The sequence below is a fragment of the Novosphingobium sp. BL-S-33 genome, assembly GCF_056857025.1.
Genome location: NZ_CM166474.1, coordinates 1,689,542 through 1,704,161, shown reverse-complemented (window position 1 = coordinate 1,704,161; position 14,620 = coordinate 1,689,542). Strand labels below are relative to the sequence as shown.

The 14,620-nt window shown below is 65.0% G+C and carries 13 protein-coding genes; 7 read left to right on the top strand and 6 right to left on the bottom strand.

All coding sequences use genetic code 11. The features are described 5' to 3' along the window. Positions 1–5 precede the first annotated feature (5 nt). The 4 genes from AC1VVM_RS08100 to AC1VVM_RS08085 form a co-directional block, all read right to left on the bottom strand. The gene (locus tag AC1VVM_RS08100; protein WP_482956286.1) at positions 6–2,432 is read right to left on the bottom strand and encodes a VirB4 family type IV secretion/conjugal transfer ATPase; all 2,427 of its coding nucleotides are present in this window, start codon (positions 2,430–2,432) and stop codon (positions 6–8) included. A gap of 25 nt (positions 2,433–2,457) precedes the next feature. Next, positions 2,458–2,739, bottom strand: a complete 282-nt coding sequence (locus AC1VVM_RS08095) for a VirB3 family type IV secretion system protein (protein ID WP_132389294.1) — start codon at positions 2,737–2,739, stop codon at positions 2,458–2,460. Between the two features lie 10 nt (positions 2,740–2,749). Beyond that, positions 2,750–3,094, bottom strand: a complete 345-nt coding sequence (locus AC1VVM_RS08090; protein ID WP_482903487.1) for a TrbC/VirB2 family protein — start codon at positions 3,092–3,094, stop codon at positions 2,750–2,752. Positions 3,095–3,401: 307 nt separating this feature from the next. Beyond that, on the bottom strand, positions 3,402–3,776 hold the full coding sequence (locus tag AC1VVM_RS08085; RefSeq protein ID WP_132389290.1) for a hypothetical protein: 375 nt from the start codon (positions 3,774–3,776) through the stop codon (positions 3,402–3,404). Between the two features lie 307 nt (positions 3,777–4,083). Between AC1VVM_RS08085 and AC1VVM_RS08080 the strand changes: the two genes are divergently transcribed. The 4 genes from AC1VVM_RS08080 (at position 4,084) to AC1VVM_RS08065 (ending at position 10,004) form a co-directional block, all read left to right on the top strand. Beyond that, positions 4,084–5,700, top strand: a complete 1,617-nt coding sequence (locus tag AC1VVM_RS08080; RefSeq protein WP_132389288.1) for a hypothetical protein — start codon at positions 4,084–4,086, stop codon at positions 5,698–5,700. A 101-nt stretch (positions 5,701–5,801) separates the two neighbouring features. Beyond that, on the top strand, positions 5,802–8,501 hold the full coding sequence (locus AC1VVM_RS08075) for a TonB-dependent receptor domain-containing protein (protein ID WP_482956285.1): 2,700 nt from the start codon (positions 5,802–5,804) through the stop codon (positions 8,499–8,501). 339 nt (positions 8,502–8,840) lie between these two features. Continuing rightward, complete coding sequence (locus tag AC1VVM_RS08070; RefSeq protein WP_482903485.1) at positions 8,841–9,419, top strand: TMEM165/GDT1 family protein; 579 nt, start codon at positions 8,841–8,843, stop codon at positions 9,417–9,419. Between the two features lie 183 nt (positions 9,420–9,602). Beyond that, positions 9,603–10,004, top strand: a complete 402-nt coding sequence (locus AC1VVM_RS08065; RefSeq protein WP_132389282.1) for a Rap1a/Tai family immunity protein — start codon at positions 9,603–9,605, stop codon at positions 10,002–10,004. Positions 10,005–10,012: 8 nt separating this feature from the next. Here AC1VVM_RS08065 and AC1VVM_RS08060 read toward each other — a convergent pair whose 3' ends face one another. Beyond that, on the bottom strand, positions 10,013–10,477 hold the full coding sequence (locus AC1VVM_RS08060) for a nuclear transport factor 2 family protein (RefSeq protein ID WP_482903484.1): 465 nt from the start codon (positions 10,475–10,477) through the stop codon (positions 10,013–10,015). 174 nt (positions 10,478–10,651) lie between these two features. On the opposite strand from AC1VVM_RS08060, the gene AC1VVM_RS08055 reads away from it, so the two are divergent. After that, a complete protein-coding gene (locus AC1VVM_RS08055) occupies positions 10,652–11,587 on the top strand; it encodes a hypothetical protein (protein ID WP_482903483.1) in 936 nt (311 codons plus the stop codon). 7 nt (positions 11,588–11,594) lie between these two features. Here AC1VVM_RS08055 and AC1VVM_RS08050 read toward each other — a convergent pair whose 3' ends face one another. Next, positions 11,595–12,269: a response regulator transcription factor gene (locus AC1VVM_RS08050; RefSeq protein ID WP_482903482.1), complete on the bottom strand. Its 675-nt coding sequence runs from the start codon at positions 12,267–12,269 to the stop codon at positions 11,595–11,597. 225 nt (positions 12,270–12,494) lie between these two features. Here AC1VVM_RS08050 and AC1VVM_RS08045 point away from each other — a divergent pair, with 225 nt between their 5' ends. Further along, positions 12,495–13,406, top strand: a complete 912-nt coding sequence (locus AC1VVM_RS08045; RefSeq protein WP_482905175.1) for a UDP-2,3-diacylglucosamine diphosphatase — start codon at positions 12,495–12,497, stop codon at positions 13,404–13,406. Further along, the gene (locus AC1VVM_RS08040) at positions 13,403–14,470 is read left to right on the top strand and encodes a glycosyltransferase family 4 protein (protein WP_482903481.1); all 1,068 of its coding nucleotides are present in this window, start codon (positions 13,403–13,405) and stop codon (positions 14,468–14,470) included. Before AC1VVM_RS08045 ends, AC1VVM_RS08040 begins: the two co-directional genes overlap by 4 nt. Positions 14,471–14,620: the final 150 nt, after the last annotated feature.

Sequence of the window (14,620 nt, the reverse complement as noted above, 5' to 3'; positions counted from 1 at the left end):
CCGCCTTACTCCGCCGCCTGGCCCCAGGCGGCATCGTGCTCGCCTTCCTCGAATTCTCCGGGCCATTGGAAGCCGGTCAGCAGCGGATACCACGCCGAGGGCGCATCGCCGTAGCGTTCGCGCAGCTGGTCCAGTTTGCGCACCGTGCTCTCTCGGCCCGACAGCACCGTCAGCACTTCGGGCATGCCCGAGAGATCAAGGCGCACCACCACCGAGGCATCGGACTGGCGGATCAGGAAGCAGCGCGAATGCGCGGGCAGCGTCTTGATGACGTCCAATTCGTGCTGCGAGAGTCCGAAGCCCTCGCAATAATCCTCATAGCGCGCGCGGGCGTTGGGCATGAACATCATCGTCGCGGTCTGTTCGACCAGTGCCGTCGCGATCTTGCTGTCCAGCGCGTCCCGCGCCGACTGGGTGGCGAAACCGACCAATGCGTTGCGCTTGCGCAGCGTCTTCAGCCAGTCGCGGATGCGCGCGGCGAAGACTTCGTCGTCGAGCGCCTTCCAGCCCTCGTCAATGAGGATCATCGTCGGCTCACCGTCGAGACGCTCGTCGATGCGGTGGAACAGGTACATCATGACCGGCGTGCGCAGGCGCGGGCTTTCCAGCAGCGCGGTCATGTCAAAGCCGAGTACGCGGGCGGACAGGTCGAGCCGGTCTTGCTGGTTGTCGAACAGCCAGCCGTGCTCGCCGCCCTGAATCCACGCATCGAGGCGCGATCCAAGGTCCCCGGGCTCGGGACGGCGGGCACCGGCCAGCAGTTCGCGGAAATGCGAGAGGCGGCGCAGCGAGGGATCGTTGTGATAGGCCGCATCGACGGCGCCGGCGATCATCGCCAGTTCCTCGGGGCCCTTGGCTTCCAGCAGCACGCCCAGCCAGTCGCGCAGGAAAGCGCGGTTGGCGGCGGTGTCGGGCAGCGAGAGCGGATTGAAGCCGGTCGGGTGCCCGGCAGCGACGCGGCTGTAGGTGCCGCCAATGCCGCGCAGGAACACTTCGGCGCCGCGATCCTTGTCGAACAGCACGGTGCGGGGGCTGAACTTCTGCGCCTGCGCGGCCAGGAAGTTCATGACCACCGTCTTGCCGGAGCCCGACGGACCGATAACGGTAAAGTTACCGAGATCGCCCTGGTGGAAATTGAAGAAGAACGGCGTCGCGCTGGTGGTGGCGAGCAGCGTGACCGCGTCGCCCCAGTGGTTGCCACCTGCCTGCCCCATCGCGAAACCGTGCAGCGAGCCGAAGCAGGCCATGTTGGCGCTGGAAATCAGCGCGCGGCGCACGATCATCGCCTCGTTACCGGGGAACTGGCCCCAGAAGCCGGGCTCCATGTTCACATCCTCGCGCACCGCGACGGCACCGGCATCGGCCAGCGCGGCGGCGCAGGAGGCCGTGACGTCGTCCAGCCCTTCCAGCGACGGCGCGCGCACCAAAACCGAGAGGTGATGGTCCCCGAAGCCCACCGCGCCGGTGCCGAGCGCATCGCGCGCGGCGGACATCTCGCGCCGTTCGGCCATGGCTTCCTCGTCCGCCGAGCGCAGGCGGCGGATCGCAAGGTCAATGCGTTCGCGGGCGATCTGGCGGTCGCACGGCGCATATGTCTCGGTCAGCACCAGTTCGGTCGGCAGACGCAACAGTGCGTCGGTCAGGCCCGGCGAAGTCGAATCCGGATAGTCCTTCAGGCTCACCAGCGAGGCGAAGCCCGAGCCTTCGGCGCCGCGCAGTTCCAGCGCGTCCATGCCGAAGCTCACGCGGCGATAGGGCAGCATGTGGCCAAGGTCGGTGCCCTCGACCGGGCGGCGCACCGGGCGCATTTCGCCATTGTAGAGCGCCGAGAGCAGTTCGAGAACTTCGGAACAGTTGCCCGCACCGCCCTCGTAATCGCCAAGGATGCGCGCGCCGTAGGAGCCGAGCGAGGCGACCATCGCCGTCGCTGCCGAGCGCAGCGCGCGCACATCGGCCACGTCAGCTTCGGCGGGCGCCTTCCCTTTGTTCCTCATGAAGCGGGAAAGCTTGTCCGCCCAGCCCGCCTTGCCGCGCGCGGGGCGGCGGACCAGCGTGATGAACTGGTCGTTGACAAACAGCGCGCCGGAACCCGTGCGCACCTTCCAGCGGGCGTCGATATGCGCGGCGAGCGGATCGTCGAACTGGCCGTCCATGGCGATCTCGACGCGGCGGCGGATCACATGGTGGTACAGCACGAAGCGGGCATCGAGCGACGAGCGCAGCAGCACTTCGCGCGTGGCAACGTGGGCGTTCAGTTCCTCGCTGTCGGCGGTCTCGAACGCGAGGCCCGGCACCACCAGCGAGAGCATGACCGAACCGTCGCGCAGAAGCACCACGTTCTCGTCCACGAAGGACTGGTAAGGCAGCCGGTCACCGACCAGCATCTCCTTGGCCCCCCAACCTTTCAGGCCCGATTTCCTCTTCCCCGACATCGTACCGCTTCCCCCCGTCACGCGCTCAGGGCGCGTAACTGTTGCAGCCCCAGCGCTGCCAGTTCGGCACGCGCGGGCACTTGCTGACCTTGGCAAGCCAGAGATCGAAAATCCTCGGCTCGCGAAGACAGGCGACATAGCCGACGCCGTGAATCGCCAGCGCCGCCGGCAGAGCCCAGAAGCTCTTGGTGATGAGGAAGATCTCCGTCGTCACCAGGCCATTGATGATGAAGAACGTGAACGTCACCCCCGCGAACATCTGCGGGCGGGTGAGTGCCCGATGGACCGGGAAGCGCGCCAGGCTCATCAAACGCCCCTTACCCTGCCGCCGACTGGATGCCGGAAACGATCGCCCCGGCGCCGAACAGCACGAAGCAGCCGATGATGACCGTCGCGCCAAAGCGCCAGTTCATGCGGCCCGTCAGCATCATGAAGCCCACAGCGGCGACTGCCATGACCGCAACCGCGGTGGCGACATTGCCCAGCAGCGTGCCTTGCAACCATCCAAGAGCTGCCACAATCGGGCCAGAACCAGCCGGATCGGCGCGCGTCACCTGCTGCGCCTGCGCAGCGGTGGCGGCAAACATGCCGAACGCACCGGCAAAAACCGAAAGAACACCGCGCAACGCACGGACCTGAACCTGAACGAGTCGAATCACCATTGCCCTCCGTATGAGGGCCCAGTGCGCCGTCCAGATGACAAGAGTGTGACGAGAAGACGACCCTACCCGGGTTCCGCCCCTCGATCCACCTCCCGCCAGAGGTACCTGTCACCAGCCTTGCACGGGGCCGTCGCGCTCCGCGCAGCGTCAGGAGATATGCAGATTTCCCCCGACCCCACCCGCACGGGCGAGCGAACTATACGTCAGGGCACGCGTTCCGCCTACACCCGATCCTGCACCGTCCACAGTGCACGATCCGGGGCCCGGCCCGCCAGACAGAATGCAAGAAAACGGCGCTTTTCAGGCCTCAGCGCGCGGCTTGCGCATTGGCGCGAAGCATCTGTTGCATCGCCATGCGAGCCGCCGCGCGCGAGTCCACCCAGGTCCCATCGGCCAGTTGCAAGTCATACCGCTGAGGGCTGACGATGGCCGCACGGTAGCTGATCAAGGCCTTGTCGGTGCGACCCGTGGCGGCATAGGCGGCGGCGAGGTTGATTAGCGTGGCCGGATCGTCCGAATGGGCGGCGCCATTGGCCTCCAGCTTGCGCAGCGCGGCGTCGGCACGGCCCTGCGAGAGGTCCTGATAAGCGACATCCACAGTGTCGTGCGTAGGCAGGTCCGTAGCCAGCGCAGCGGGGCTCTGAGCCAGCAGAACCGAAGCAAATGCAGCGACGAGCGACATGATTCTTCTCCCGGACGGATATGTTGATTGAGAGCAACATCCGCCGCAATTCGGCACTCCGCAAGAAAATGACGTAAGTGTCATAAAACTGCAATTAACGCATGAAGCGTCCGGACAATCGCGAGTCGCCGTCCCTTCGAGGCCGCTGCGCGCCTGCATCGCACAGCAATTGTCATATCACGGTCATCAATCGGTATATTTCTGTCACCGTGACGCCAACAAAGTGTCACTTCATCAACCTACACGCCCCTGACAACGAAAACGGACTCGCCGTTTCGTACCGACCTGTCCAAGGGGGGAAATTCACGTGAAGACTATTCATGGCATGCTGCTTGGGTGCAGCGCTCTTGCTCTCGCCGGTTGCGGTGCCGACGACATCTCCTCGCCGGGCGCAGGCAGCATCGTGATCAACAATCCGACGCCAACCCCCTCGCCCACGCCGACACCCACGCCGGGCACCGTCGTTGCGGCGGCAAGCTGCCCCAGCTTCAACGCCACCGGCGGCCTGACCGACAGCGGCGTCCTCACCGTCCCGCAGGGCAGCTGGCGCGTCTGCACGCTGCCGGCGCTGGTTGACGTCAACGCCACGCTTCCCAAGGTTACCGGCGTAATCTACCGCCTCAATGGTCGCGTCGACGTCGGCTGCGACGGCGGCTTTGCGGCGCCGACGGCCTCGGCGACGTTCACGACCACCACCGCCAGCTGCAAGAGCAAGGTCCTCTCGGCGGATACCAACGTCACCTTGACGATCGATCCGGGCGTGATCGTTTACGGCGAAAACTCTGCCGAGCCGGCCTGGCTTGCGGTCAACCGCGGCAACAAGATCAACGCTGTCGGCACCGCCACCAAGCCGATCATCTTCACCAGCCGCGACAATGTCGTCGGCACGAACGACGATTCGTCGCAGGGCCAGTGGGGCGGCGTCGTGCTACTTGGCCGCGGCAAGGTGACGGATTGCAACTACGGCGCTGCCGCCACCACTCCGACCGGCAACGGCACCTGCGAACGCGACACCGAAGGCTCGGCCAACAAGGCCGTCTTCGGCGGCAGCGACAACACCTACAGCGCCGGCGCCATGAAGTACGTGCAGATCCGCTACTCGGGCTTCATCCTGGGCAACGGCAAGGAACTCCAGTCGTTGACCGCCGAAGGCGTCGGCACCGGTACCACGCTCGATTACTTCCAGTCGGTCAACAGTTCGGACGACGGCGCCGAGTTCTTCGGCGGCGCGGTGAACTTCAAGCACTACATCTCGGTCAACGCCGACGATGACAGCCTTGATATCGACACCGGCCTCCAGGGCGCCTTCCAGTACGTCCTGCTGCTCCAGCGCAATGGCGGCGGCGACGCCTTGGTCGAAGCCGACTCCGACGGTTTCGAAGCGCAGTTCCCCCGCCAGAAGACGACCATCGCGAACTTCACGATGATCCAGCCTTCGGCCAGCTCGAACAACGACAGCAATGACAAGGCCTCGCTGCTGATCCGCGGCAACGCCGACATCGCGCTGGTCAACGGCATCATCTACACGCCGAACAACGAGTGCATCCGCGTCAACGGTTCGGGCGCGAATCCGGCAGATCAAGCCACGTTCACGGCCAATTCGGTGGTCATGACCTGCAACGCGACGAAGTATCTGGACACCGGCACTTATGCCGCCGGCACCGCCCAGTCCATGTTCGCCGCAGGCACCAACAACAGCGACACCTTCACCTCGACGCTGACGAGCACCTTCGTCAACGGCGCGAACGAGAGTGCCCGCACCGCTTACGCCAACCTCACCACGCTCTCCAGCTTCTTCGACAACGTCGCCTACATCGGCGCCGTCGCGAACGCTTCGGACACCTGGTACAAGGGTTGGACCTGCGACAACTCGACCGCCAACTTCGGTTCGAACGCCAGCTGCACCTCGCTGCCGACGACCTGAACGGGCCACCCGTGACTTCGGGGGGTGGTCCATCGCGGGCCGCCCCCTTTGTCACACTCCAAAGCCTCAACGACATCCTACGCGTTCCAGGGGGACCAGACATGACCAAGCCGCGGCTCGCCTCGTTGCTGCTGCTTTCCACCACGATCCTCACGCCGTCGCTGGCGTGGGCACAGGACAGCAGCACACCTCCCGCTCCCGAGAGCCCCGCCCCGCCCTCCGCATCGGCTGAAACCGAAGCCGACGCGGAAGGCCAGGCTCCCGAAATCTCGGTGCCCGGCGGCGCCATCATCGTCACCGGCCAGCGCAGCCGCAACGCGATGCGCACCGCGCCGCAGGTGATCTCGGTCCTTTCCACCGAGGAAATCGCCCGCACCGGCGAAGGCGACATTGCCGGCGCGCTCGGCCGCGTCACCGGTCTGTCGGTGGTCGGCAACGGCTATGTCTATGTGCGCGGCCTTGGCGACCGGTATTCGCTGGCCCTGCTCAACGGCTCCCCCCTGCCGAGCCCCGAACCGCTAAAGCGCGTGGTCCCGCTCGACCTCTTCCCGACCAGCATCGTGGCGTCCTCGCTCGTGCAGAAGAGCTATTCGGCGAACTTCCCGGGTGAATTCGGCGGCGGCGTGATCAACCTCACCACCAAGGCGATTCCGGACAAGAACTTCCTGGAAATCGGCGGCGGCATCGGCTGGGACACCGAGACGACCAACCAGCTGAGCTACACGTATTACGGCTCGAAGACCGACTGGACGGGCTGGGACAACGGCAACCGTTCGATCCCCTCGGCCCTGCAGGACTATTTCAACAGCGATCAGGTCATCAATCCCACCAGCGACTTGGCCCAGCAGCTGGGCGGTTTGCTAGTCAACGGCCGCAACGCGGTGATCCAGCGGGTCGACCATACCCAGCCGAACTGGTCTGCCGACCTGTCGGCCGGCGCCAAGTTCGATCTCGGCTGGGGTACTCTCGGCGTGATCGGCTCGGCCGGGTACTCGAACAAGACGCAGACCAAGCAGATCACCCAGCAGCGCGCGCAGGGGCTGACGTCCCAGCAGCTGTTCGAGGATTTTACTGCCGTGAACACCGACAACCGCATTGTCGGCAATGCCCTGCTGGGCCTTGGTCTGGAATGGGGTGAGAACTCGATCCGCTGGACCAACGTGTACATTCACGACACCGACAAGCACACGGGCCTGCGCATCGGCCACCGCGAGAACAACGCGCAGGCCGATTACATGAACCAGACCACGGCGTGGTACGAACGCCAGTTGATCGACACCCAGTTCGTCGGTGAGTTCAAGCCGGCCGACAACACCACGATCGATGTGCGCGCCGGCTACGCCAACTCCAAGCGCCTCGCCCCGTTCGAAATCACCGCCGAATACTTGCGCACCAATACCGACACCGACCAGTTCGGTGCCGATTTCGTCAACCGTTTGGGCAATGGCAACCAGGAGCCGACGACCATCACCTTCTCGCGCCTAAACGAGAACGTGTGGTCCGCCGGGGCCGACCTTAGCCACATGTTCGTGCCGGGCTGGACGGGCACGGTAGGCTATTCCTACCAGATCAACTCGCGCACCAACTCCCGCCGTTCGCTGGGCGTCTATGCCTATGGCGACCAGAACCAGATCTCGAACTTCGGCCTGCTGCGCCTTGACGTGCTGCTGCAGCCGGGCACCTGGAACCTGATCGACAACGGCGTGAACTACGGCCTCGAACTGCGCGAACCCGATGCGGCGACTTCGGTGTTCGATTCGCGGCTGCTCAACCACGCCTTCTACGGCAAGCTGGACGGCGAGATCACCGACGCGCTGAGCTTCGACCTTGGCGTGCGCTGGGAATACGCCAAGCTTTCGACGATCCTGCGCCCGGTTGGCCAGGCCGCTTCGCAGCCCACCGACCTCAAGAACGAGTACTTCCTGCCCGCGCTGACGCTGACTTACGAAGTCCAGCCCGGCATGCAGGTCCGCGCCAGCGCGTCCAAGACCATCGCCCGCCCGCAGTTCCGCGAGCTGCTCTATCAACCGTACTTCGATCCCGACACCAACCGCACGTATCAGGGCAACCCGTTCCTCGTGGACAGTCAGCTCTATAATGCCGAGGCGCGGTGGGAGTGGTACTTCGCGCCCGAACAGCGCGTGTCGCTTGGCGGGTTCTTCAAGCGCATCAACAAGCCGATCGAATCGTTCCTGACCGGTTCGGAGAGCTTCATCACGTCCTACGGCAACGCGCCCAAGGCCAACCTCTACGGCGTCGAACTGGAAGCGCAGAAGTACGTACGCCTCGAAAGCATGGGCAAGTTCTTCGAGACGCGCCGCTTGCTGCTCATCGGCAACTACACCTTCACCAAGTCGGAACTGAAGGTCTCCGATACCGATACCGTGCGCATCTACGGCGCCGGTACCGCCACCTCGCTCGCCACCGATTACTTCATGAACGGCGCCCCGCTGACCGGTCAGTCGAAGCATATCGGCAACGTGCAGATCGGGCTGGAAGACACCGACCACCTTTCGCAGCAGACGCTGCTGTTCAACTACGCCAGCAAGCGCGCGGTCAGCCGCGGTCTGGCCAACTCCGGCCAGCCGGACGTGGTCGAGAATCCGGGCCTCACCATCGATCTGGTGGTGCGGCAGGGCATCAGGCTCTCCGAGAACAAGGAAATCGAGCTGAAGTTCGAGGGCCGCAACCTCACCGGTCGCGGCCATCAGGAATACCAGCAAATGGAAGACGGCCGGGTGGACTACAATACTTACGACCTCGGCCGCGTCTTCACGATCTCGGCCTCGGCCAAGTTCTGATCGCTTCTCTCACCCGGAGGACCCTGACCCTCCGGACTATCCTTGAAGGGCCCGGCCGCGAGCATCGCGACCGGGCCCTCTTTTTCCCGCCCTCTTTTTTCTTTTGCCTCCACGCCCGCCCCCGGGTAAGGGCGGGGCGTCATCTGGGGAGTAGCCGCCCGCGTTTCCCGCGCGGGACCTGTCGTCAACATACTTGGTCGAGAGACCGTGGCGCACAGGAGGACGGACCGAACGATTTCGGACCAGTCCGGGCGAGACCAATGGCGTTGCAGCTCCGTCCGGCCGGGCGGGTTCTGCCGCGCTATTGTCTTGTCTGTCGCCCGGCCCGGAGAATTCGCCTTGGAAGCCCTGCTCACGTCGACCGCCGTCGTCGCACTCGCCGAGATCGGCGACAAGACCCAGTTGCTCGCCATCCTCCTTGCCACGCGTTTCAAGCGGCCCTGGCCAATTGTCGGCGGCATTTTCGTGGCGACGCTGGCCAATCACTTCCTCGCCGCGCTGGTCGGCGAACAGGCCGCTGCCTTCCTTCAGGGCCACTGGTTCCGCTACCTGATTGCCTTCAGCTTCATCGCCATGGCCGCCTGGACGCTGGTTCCCGACAAATTCGACGATGACGAAGCGCCCAAGCCCAGCCGCTTCGGCCCCTTCCTGACGACCGCGATCGCCTTCTTTCTGGTCGAAATGGGCGACAAGACGCAGATCGCCACGATCGCACTGGGCGCCCGATTCCAGAGCGTTCTGCCGGTCATGGCCGGCACCACGCTGGGCATGATGATCGCCAATGTGCCCGCCGTGTTCCTTGGCGATGCGCTTATCAAACGCGTTCCGCTGGGCATGGTCCGCACGGTGGCCGCGCTGCTGTTCCTGGTGATCGGCCTCTGGCTGCTGGCCCAGACTTCCGGCCTGCTGGGCGGCTGACAGGTCCACCCGCGCCGTGAGGTGCAAGCAGAGCATGATCCGTTCAAACGGAAGCGGATCATGCTCTGTCTATCATTCGGTGGCCGCATTTTCCGCGCCGTCGGATGCCATCGCCGCAGAGCGGTTATTGACGGGCTCTCCATTTGCCTCAAGTGTTTGCACCTTGGCTGGAGAGACTCGCGCATGAAACCCAGATACCTGGCCTGCATCGCCGCCGTGGTGCCTTTCGGGCTGATCCCCGTGGCCGCCGATGCGGGGTTTTACAGCGGCAATGAACTCTACGACGTCTGCACCGCCGAAAAGGGCGACAAGGGCTATGTCGAGAGCGCCTATCAGTGCCTCGCCTATATCACCGGCGCGGTCGATGCCTTCAACACCACGCGGGAGGCCGCCAAGCTCAAGAGCTGCATCCCGCCGGACGTGACGATCAGCCAGCTCAAGGATGTCACGGTCGCCTACTTGCGCGACAATCCGGAGACCCGCAACGCCTCCGCCTCCTCGCAAGTCTATGCAGCAACGCGCAAGGCATGGGCCTGCCCCGGCGCGAAACCAGCCGCCGCAGCGACGACGAAAAAGAAGAAATAAGCGCCCGTTTATTCCCCGCGCAGAGGAGCGCCGTCTTCCGGCCATTCGATATCGAGCCGCAGCCGCGTCAGGCTCAGGGTCGCTATGCGCCACGCACCGTCTTCGCGGCGGTAGGTCTCGTGATAATGACCGCGCCCGAGGATGCGCTTCCAGCCCTGCCGGGGATGGCGATCCTCCCATTCGATCACGTCCTGCATCGCCCAGATCGCGCGGGCATTCGCCGCATCGACGATCTCGATCTCGGCCGTCAGCCCCTGATGGCACGACACTGCGTGCTCCAGACTGTGCCGAAGACTGGCGGCATAGTTCGCCCCGCCTTCCGAATAGATGTCCCCCGCCGGGGTCACGACGGTCATGTCGCGGGTGAAAACGGAGGCCAGCTCGTCCCACAGCTTGCAGTCCATGCACCGGAAGTACTTCGCCTTGAGGGCGCGGATGTCCTCGATGGCTTCCAGCCTTGCTATTCTGTCCAAGATTGCCTCCGTCCTCACGGGATCCGCAGTACGAACGCGCCTTCCGGCAGGTCGAGCCCGATCCGGCGGCGCTGCCCGCATGGTCAAGACAGCCTTCCCGGGCATGCGTTCGCCTGACCGGCCAATGCGCGCAGAGAGATCCTGCTCGCCATTCGAGACCGGAGAATGTGACAGGTGACCGAATTCCCCGCCGCCGACCGCTTCAGCGACGGCGCTGACGACAATCCCTACTGGAACGAGAACAGCTGGTTCTCCGTCTCGATCCCCGAACGCGGCATTCACGGCCTGATCCAGCATTTCTTCCGGCCCAATATGGGCCTGCTGAACGGCGGCCCGGTGCTGTGGGATCGCACCGGAACCACGCAGTGGAACTGCCTCTACTACAACTGGAGCCATTTGCAGGCGATCCCGGAGGGCGCCGGGAAGTTCGACGTGACGGCCCGCAATTCGCTCTCCGTCAGGGTTCTGGAACCGCTCAACCGGTACAAGATCGATTACGACCGCGACGGGTTCCGGATGGACCTGCTGTGGGAAGCCGTGGGCCGGCATCACCGGATGGAAACCGGCGATCCCGATCAGGCGAAGACCGCCGCCTATCATATCGAGCAGCCGGGCCGGATGACCGGCACGATCCGGCGGGGCGGCGAACTCTATCCGATCGATTGCTGGTCCATGCGGGACTGTTCGTCCGGCCCCTACGACACCGAGCACTGGCCGACCGGCGGTTATTTCTGGGGCATCGGCGAGAGCGGCAGCTTCCTGACGCTCTGTATCGGCAAGGCCCGCGAAGTGCAGACCATGGGCGGCTTTCTGATGCGGGACGGCGTCATGGCGTCACTCGCATCGGGCAAGCGCACCGTGCTCGAATACGGCCACTTCGGACCCAGCCGCGTGATCTTCGAAGGCACCGATACCATGGGCCGCCGGATCACCGCGACCGGGACCATCGAACCCGGTCTGGTGTTCACCGGCTACACCGATCACACCGTGATCTGGTCGCTCGAAAAATGGGATGTCGCCGGCGAAACCTACTGGGGCGACAATCAGGAGTTCTATCCGGCCGAGGTCTTCCGCAAGATAGCGCGGGGCAAGATCAAGCTCGGCGCGTGAGCCCCGCTCACACCGTGTCGAAGACGTACCCCAACGAGCGCACGGTGCGCAGCGGATTGCCGGCACCCACGCCCTTGAGCGCGCGGCGCAGGCGGCCGATCCAGACGTCCACGGTGCGCTCGTCCACCGCCGGTTCCTGCTTGCCGAGCGCGGCGATCAGCTGGGTGCGGGTGAACACGCGGCCGGGATGCTCGATGAAATAGCGCAGCAAGCGCAGTTCGTTGGGCATCAGCGAGATCGGCTTGCCCTGCCAGCGGGCCTGGAACGCAGCCACGTCCACCGTCAGTTCGCCTTGCGCCAGCACGCGCAGGCCGGTGCTTTCCTGTTCGCCGATATTGGCGCCCAGCACGCGATCCAGCAGCGTCGCGCGGGTTAGCGGGCCGACGATATAGTCGTCCGCGCCCATGCGCAGCGCGCGCTTGCGATCCTCCTGGTTGTCTTCCTCAAGCACCATGGTCACGTGCGCGGTCTGCGTCAGCGGATCGGCGCGCAGGCGGCGGCACAGTTCAAGGCCCGACATTTCCGGCAGCACCCAGTCGATAAAGAGCCAGAGCGCGCCTTCCAGCAGCGGAAGCTCGGCAAAGTCGCTCCAGCGGTGCAGCACGACATCGAAGTCGTCATGCCGGAAGGCGGCGAGCCCCCCGGAGAGTTCGCTGGTCAGGAAGATGTCGATCCGCTGCATGGCCCCCGCGCCTTTTTGCCCCGATGTTCAGGGGCACGCGCGGCTAATTGCCCGGTGACTGTGACGATCACGTGACAATTCGGACAATACTGCCGTCAAAACAGAAGCCTGCCGACAGTTGGCACAGAGACACAAATTTCCTGTCATCGAATTGACCCGCAACCGTCACGCCCGCGCAACGCGAAGATGCCAAATATGACACAGCGAAACGGGGGTTTTGGAACGATGCGCAACGACGTGCAGGCACTCTTCGAACGCACCACGGGCCTTGCTGTCGGCAACGACAGCGGCGACGAACCCGGCGGCAAGATTCCCGCCTGGCTCGATTTGCCCGATCCCAAGGGCTTCCGCCCCAAGCGCAAGTACGACACCGTGTGGATCTCCGACGTCCACCTCGGCACACGCGGCTGCAATGCCGAGATGCTGGTCGATTTCCTGCGCTCCATCGAATGCAAGACGCTCTACCTCGTTGGCGACATTGTCGACGGCTGGCGCCTGCGCAAGGGCTGGTACTGGCCCGACGCCCACAACGAAGTGATCCGCCGCATCCTCAAGATGGCCCATCGCGGTACCCGCGTGGTCTTCGTCGCGGGCAACCATGACGAGATGCTGCGCGATTACGCGGGCCTCACCTTCGGCGGCGTTGAACTGGTGCTGGAAGCGGTCCACGAAACCAAGGACGGTCGCCGCCTGCTGGTCACCCACGGCGATGCTTTCGACGGCGTGGTGCTCTATGCCCGCTGGCTCGCGTTTCTGGGCGACAAGGCATACGGCATGCTGCTGCGCGCCAACATCGTGTTCAACGCGGTGCGCCGCCGCCTGAAGCTGCCGTACTGGTCGCTCTCGGCCTACATGAAGAAGAAGGTCAAGAACGCCGTCCAGTACGTGTGCAGCTACGAGGAAGCTGTTGCAAACGAGGCGATCTCGCGCGGGTTCGACGGCGTGGTCTGCGGCCACATTCACTGCGCCGAGATCCGCCAGTTCGGCGGCATCACTTACTATAACGACGGCGACTGGGTGGAAAGCTGCACCGCGCTGGTCGAGGATGCCAGCGGCCATATCTCGATCATCGACTGGATTGCCGAGACGGGAGGCCACACCGTTTCAGCCGATGCGCTGGCGGAGGCCGCCGAGTGAAGCTGACGCTGGCGACCGACGCCTGGCTTCCCCAAGTCAACGGCGTCGTCCGCTCGCTCTCGGCCACGCTGGATGAGCTGGTCCGGCGCGGTCATCAGGTCGAAACGCTGACGCCCGAACAGTTCCTGACCGTGCCGATGCCCGGCTATCCCTCGATCCGTCTGGCCATGGCGCCGCGCTTCGGGGTGCGCCGGATGCTCGACCGGACCCGGCCGGACATCGTCCATATCGCCACCGAAGGCCCGATCGGCTGGGCCGCGCGCGGCTGGTGCCTTGCCCGCGGGGTGCCGTTCACTTCGGCCTTCCATACCCGCTTTCCCGAATATGCCGCCGTGCGCACCGGGATCAGCGCCGAACGCTTCTGGCCGATCATGCAGCGCTTCCACGCGCCGAGCCAGGCCGTCCTGGTCTCCACCGCCAGCCTTGCCAAGGAACTGAGCGAGCGCGGCATCGGCCATACCCGGCGCTGGAGCCGGGGCATCGACCACGGCCAGTTCCGCCCCCACGGCCCGCGCCACCCGGCGATGGGTGCCCTGCCCGGCCCGGTCCTGCTCAACGTCGGCCGCGTCGCGCCCGAGAAGAACCTTGAGGCGTTCCTCGACGCGGACGTGCCCGGCAGCAAGGTTGTGGTGGGAGACGGCCCCGCGCTGGAAAGCCTGCGCCGCCGCTATCCGCACGTGCTGTTCCTCGGCGCCCTCGGCGGAGAGGAACTGGCGAGCGCCTATCGCACTGCCGACTGCTTCGTGTTTCCAAGCCTCACCGACACTTTCGGCCTCGTAGTGATCGAGGCACTGGCCTGCGGCACCCCGGTCGCCGCCTTCCCGGTGACGGGCCCGGTCGACATCCTCGGCCATCATGGCTGCGGCGTCGACGAGCCGCTGGATCGGCCCGCCGGAGCGGTGGACGATGACCTTGCCGTCGCGATCCGCAAGGCGCTGCGCATCAACCGGGTGGACGCTGCGGCTTTGGGTGCACAGTTCTCATGGGAACGCGCGACCGACCAGTTCCTCGCGGCGCTGACGGCGGCGCTGGAAGGCGATCGCGGGCTGCTCAGCGCGGCTTGAAGGGGCGGATCAGGACTTTCCGATTCATTACTCCGTCGCCCCCGCGAAGGCGGGAGCCCCGCTACCTTTTCGCCTCGCTCGCCGAGAAAAGCGGGGTCCCCGCCTTCGCGGGGACGACGGGGTTAGAGCGAACTGATTTCACCCGACCTT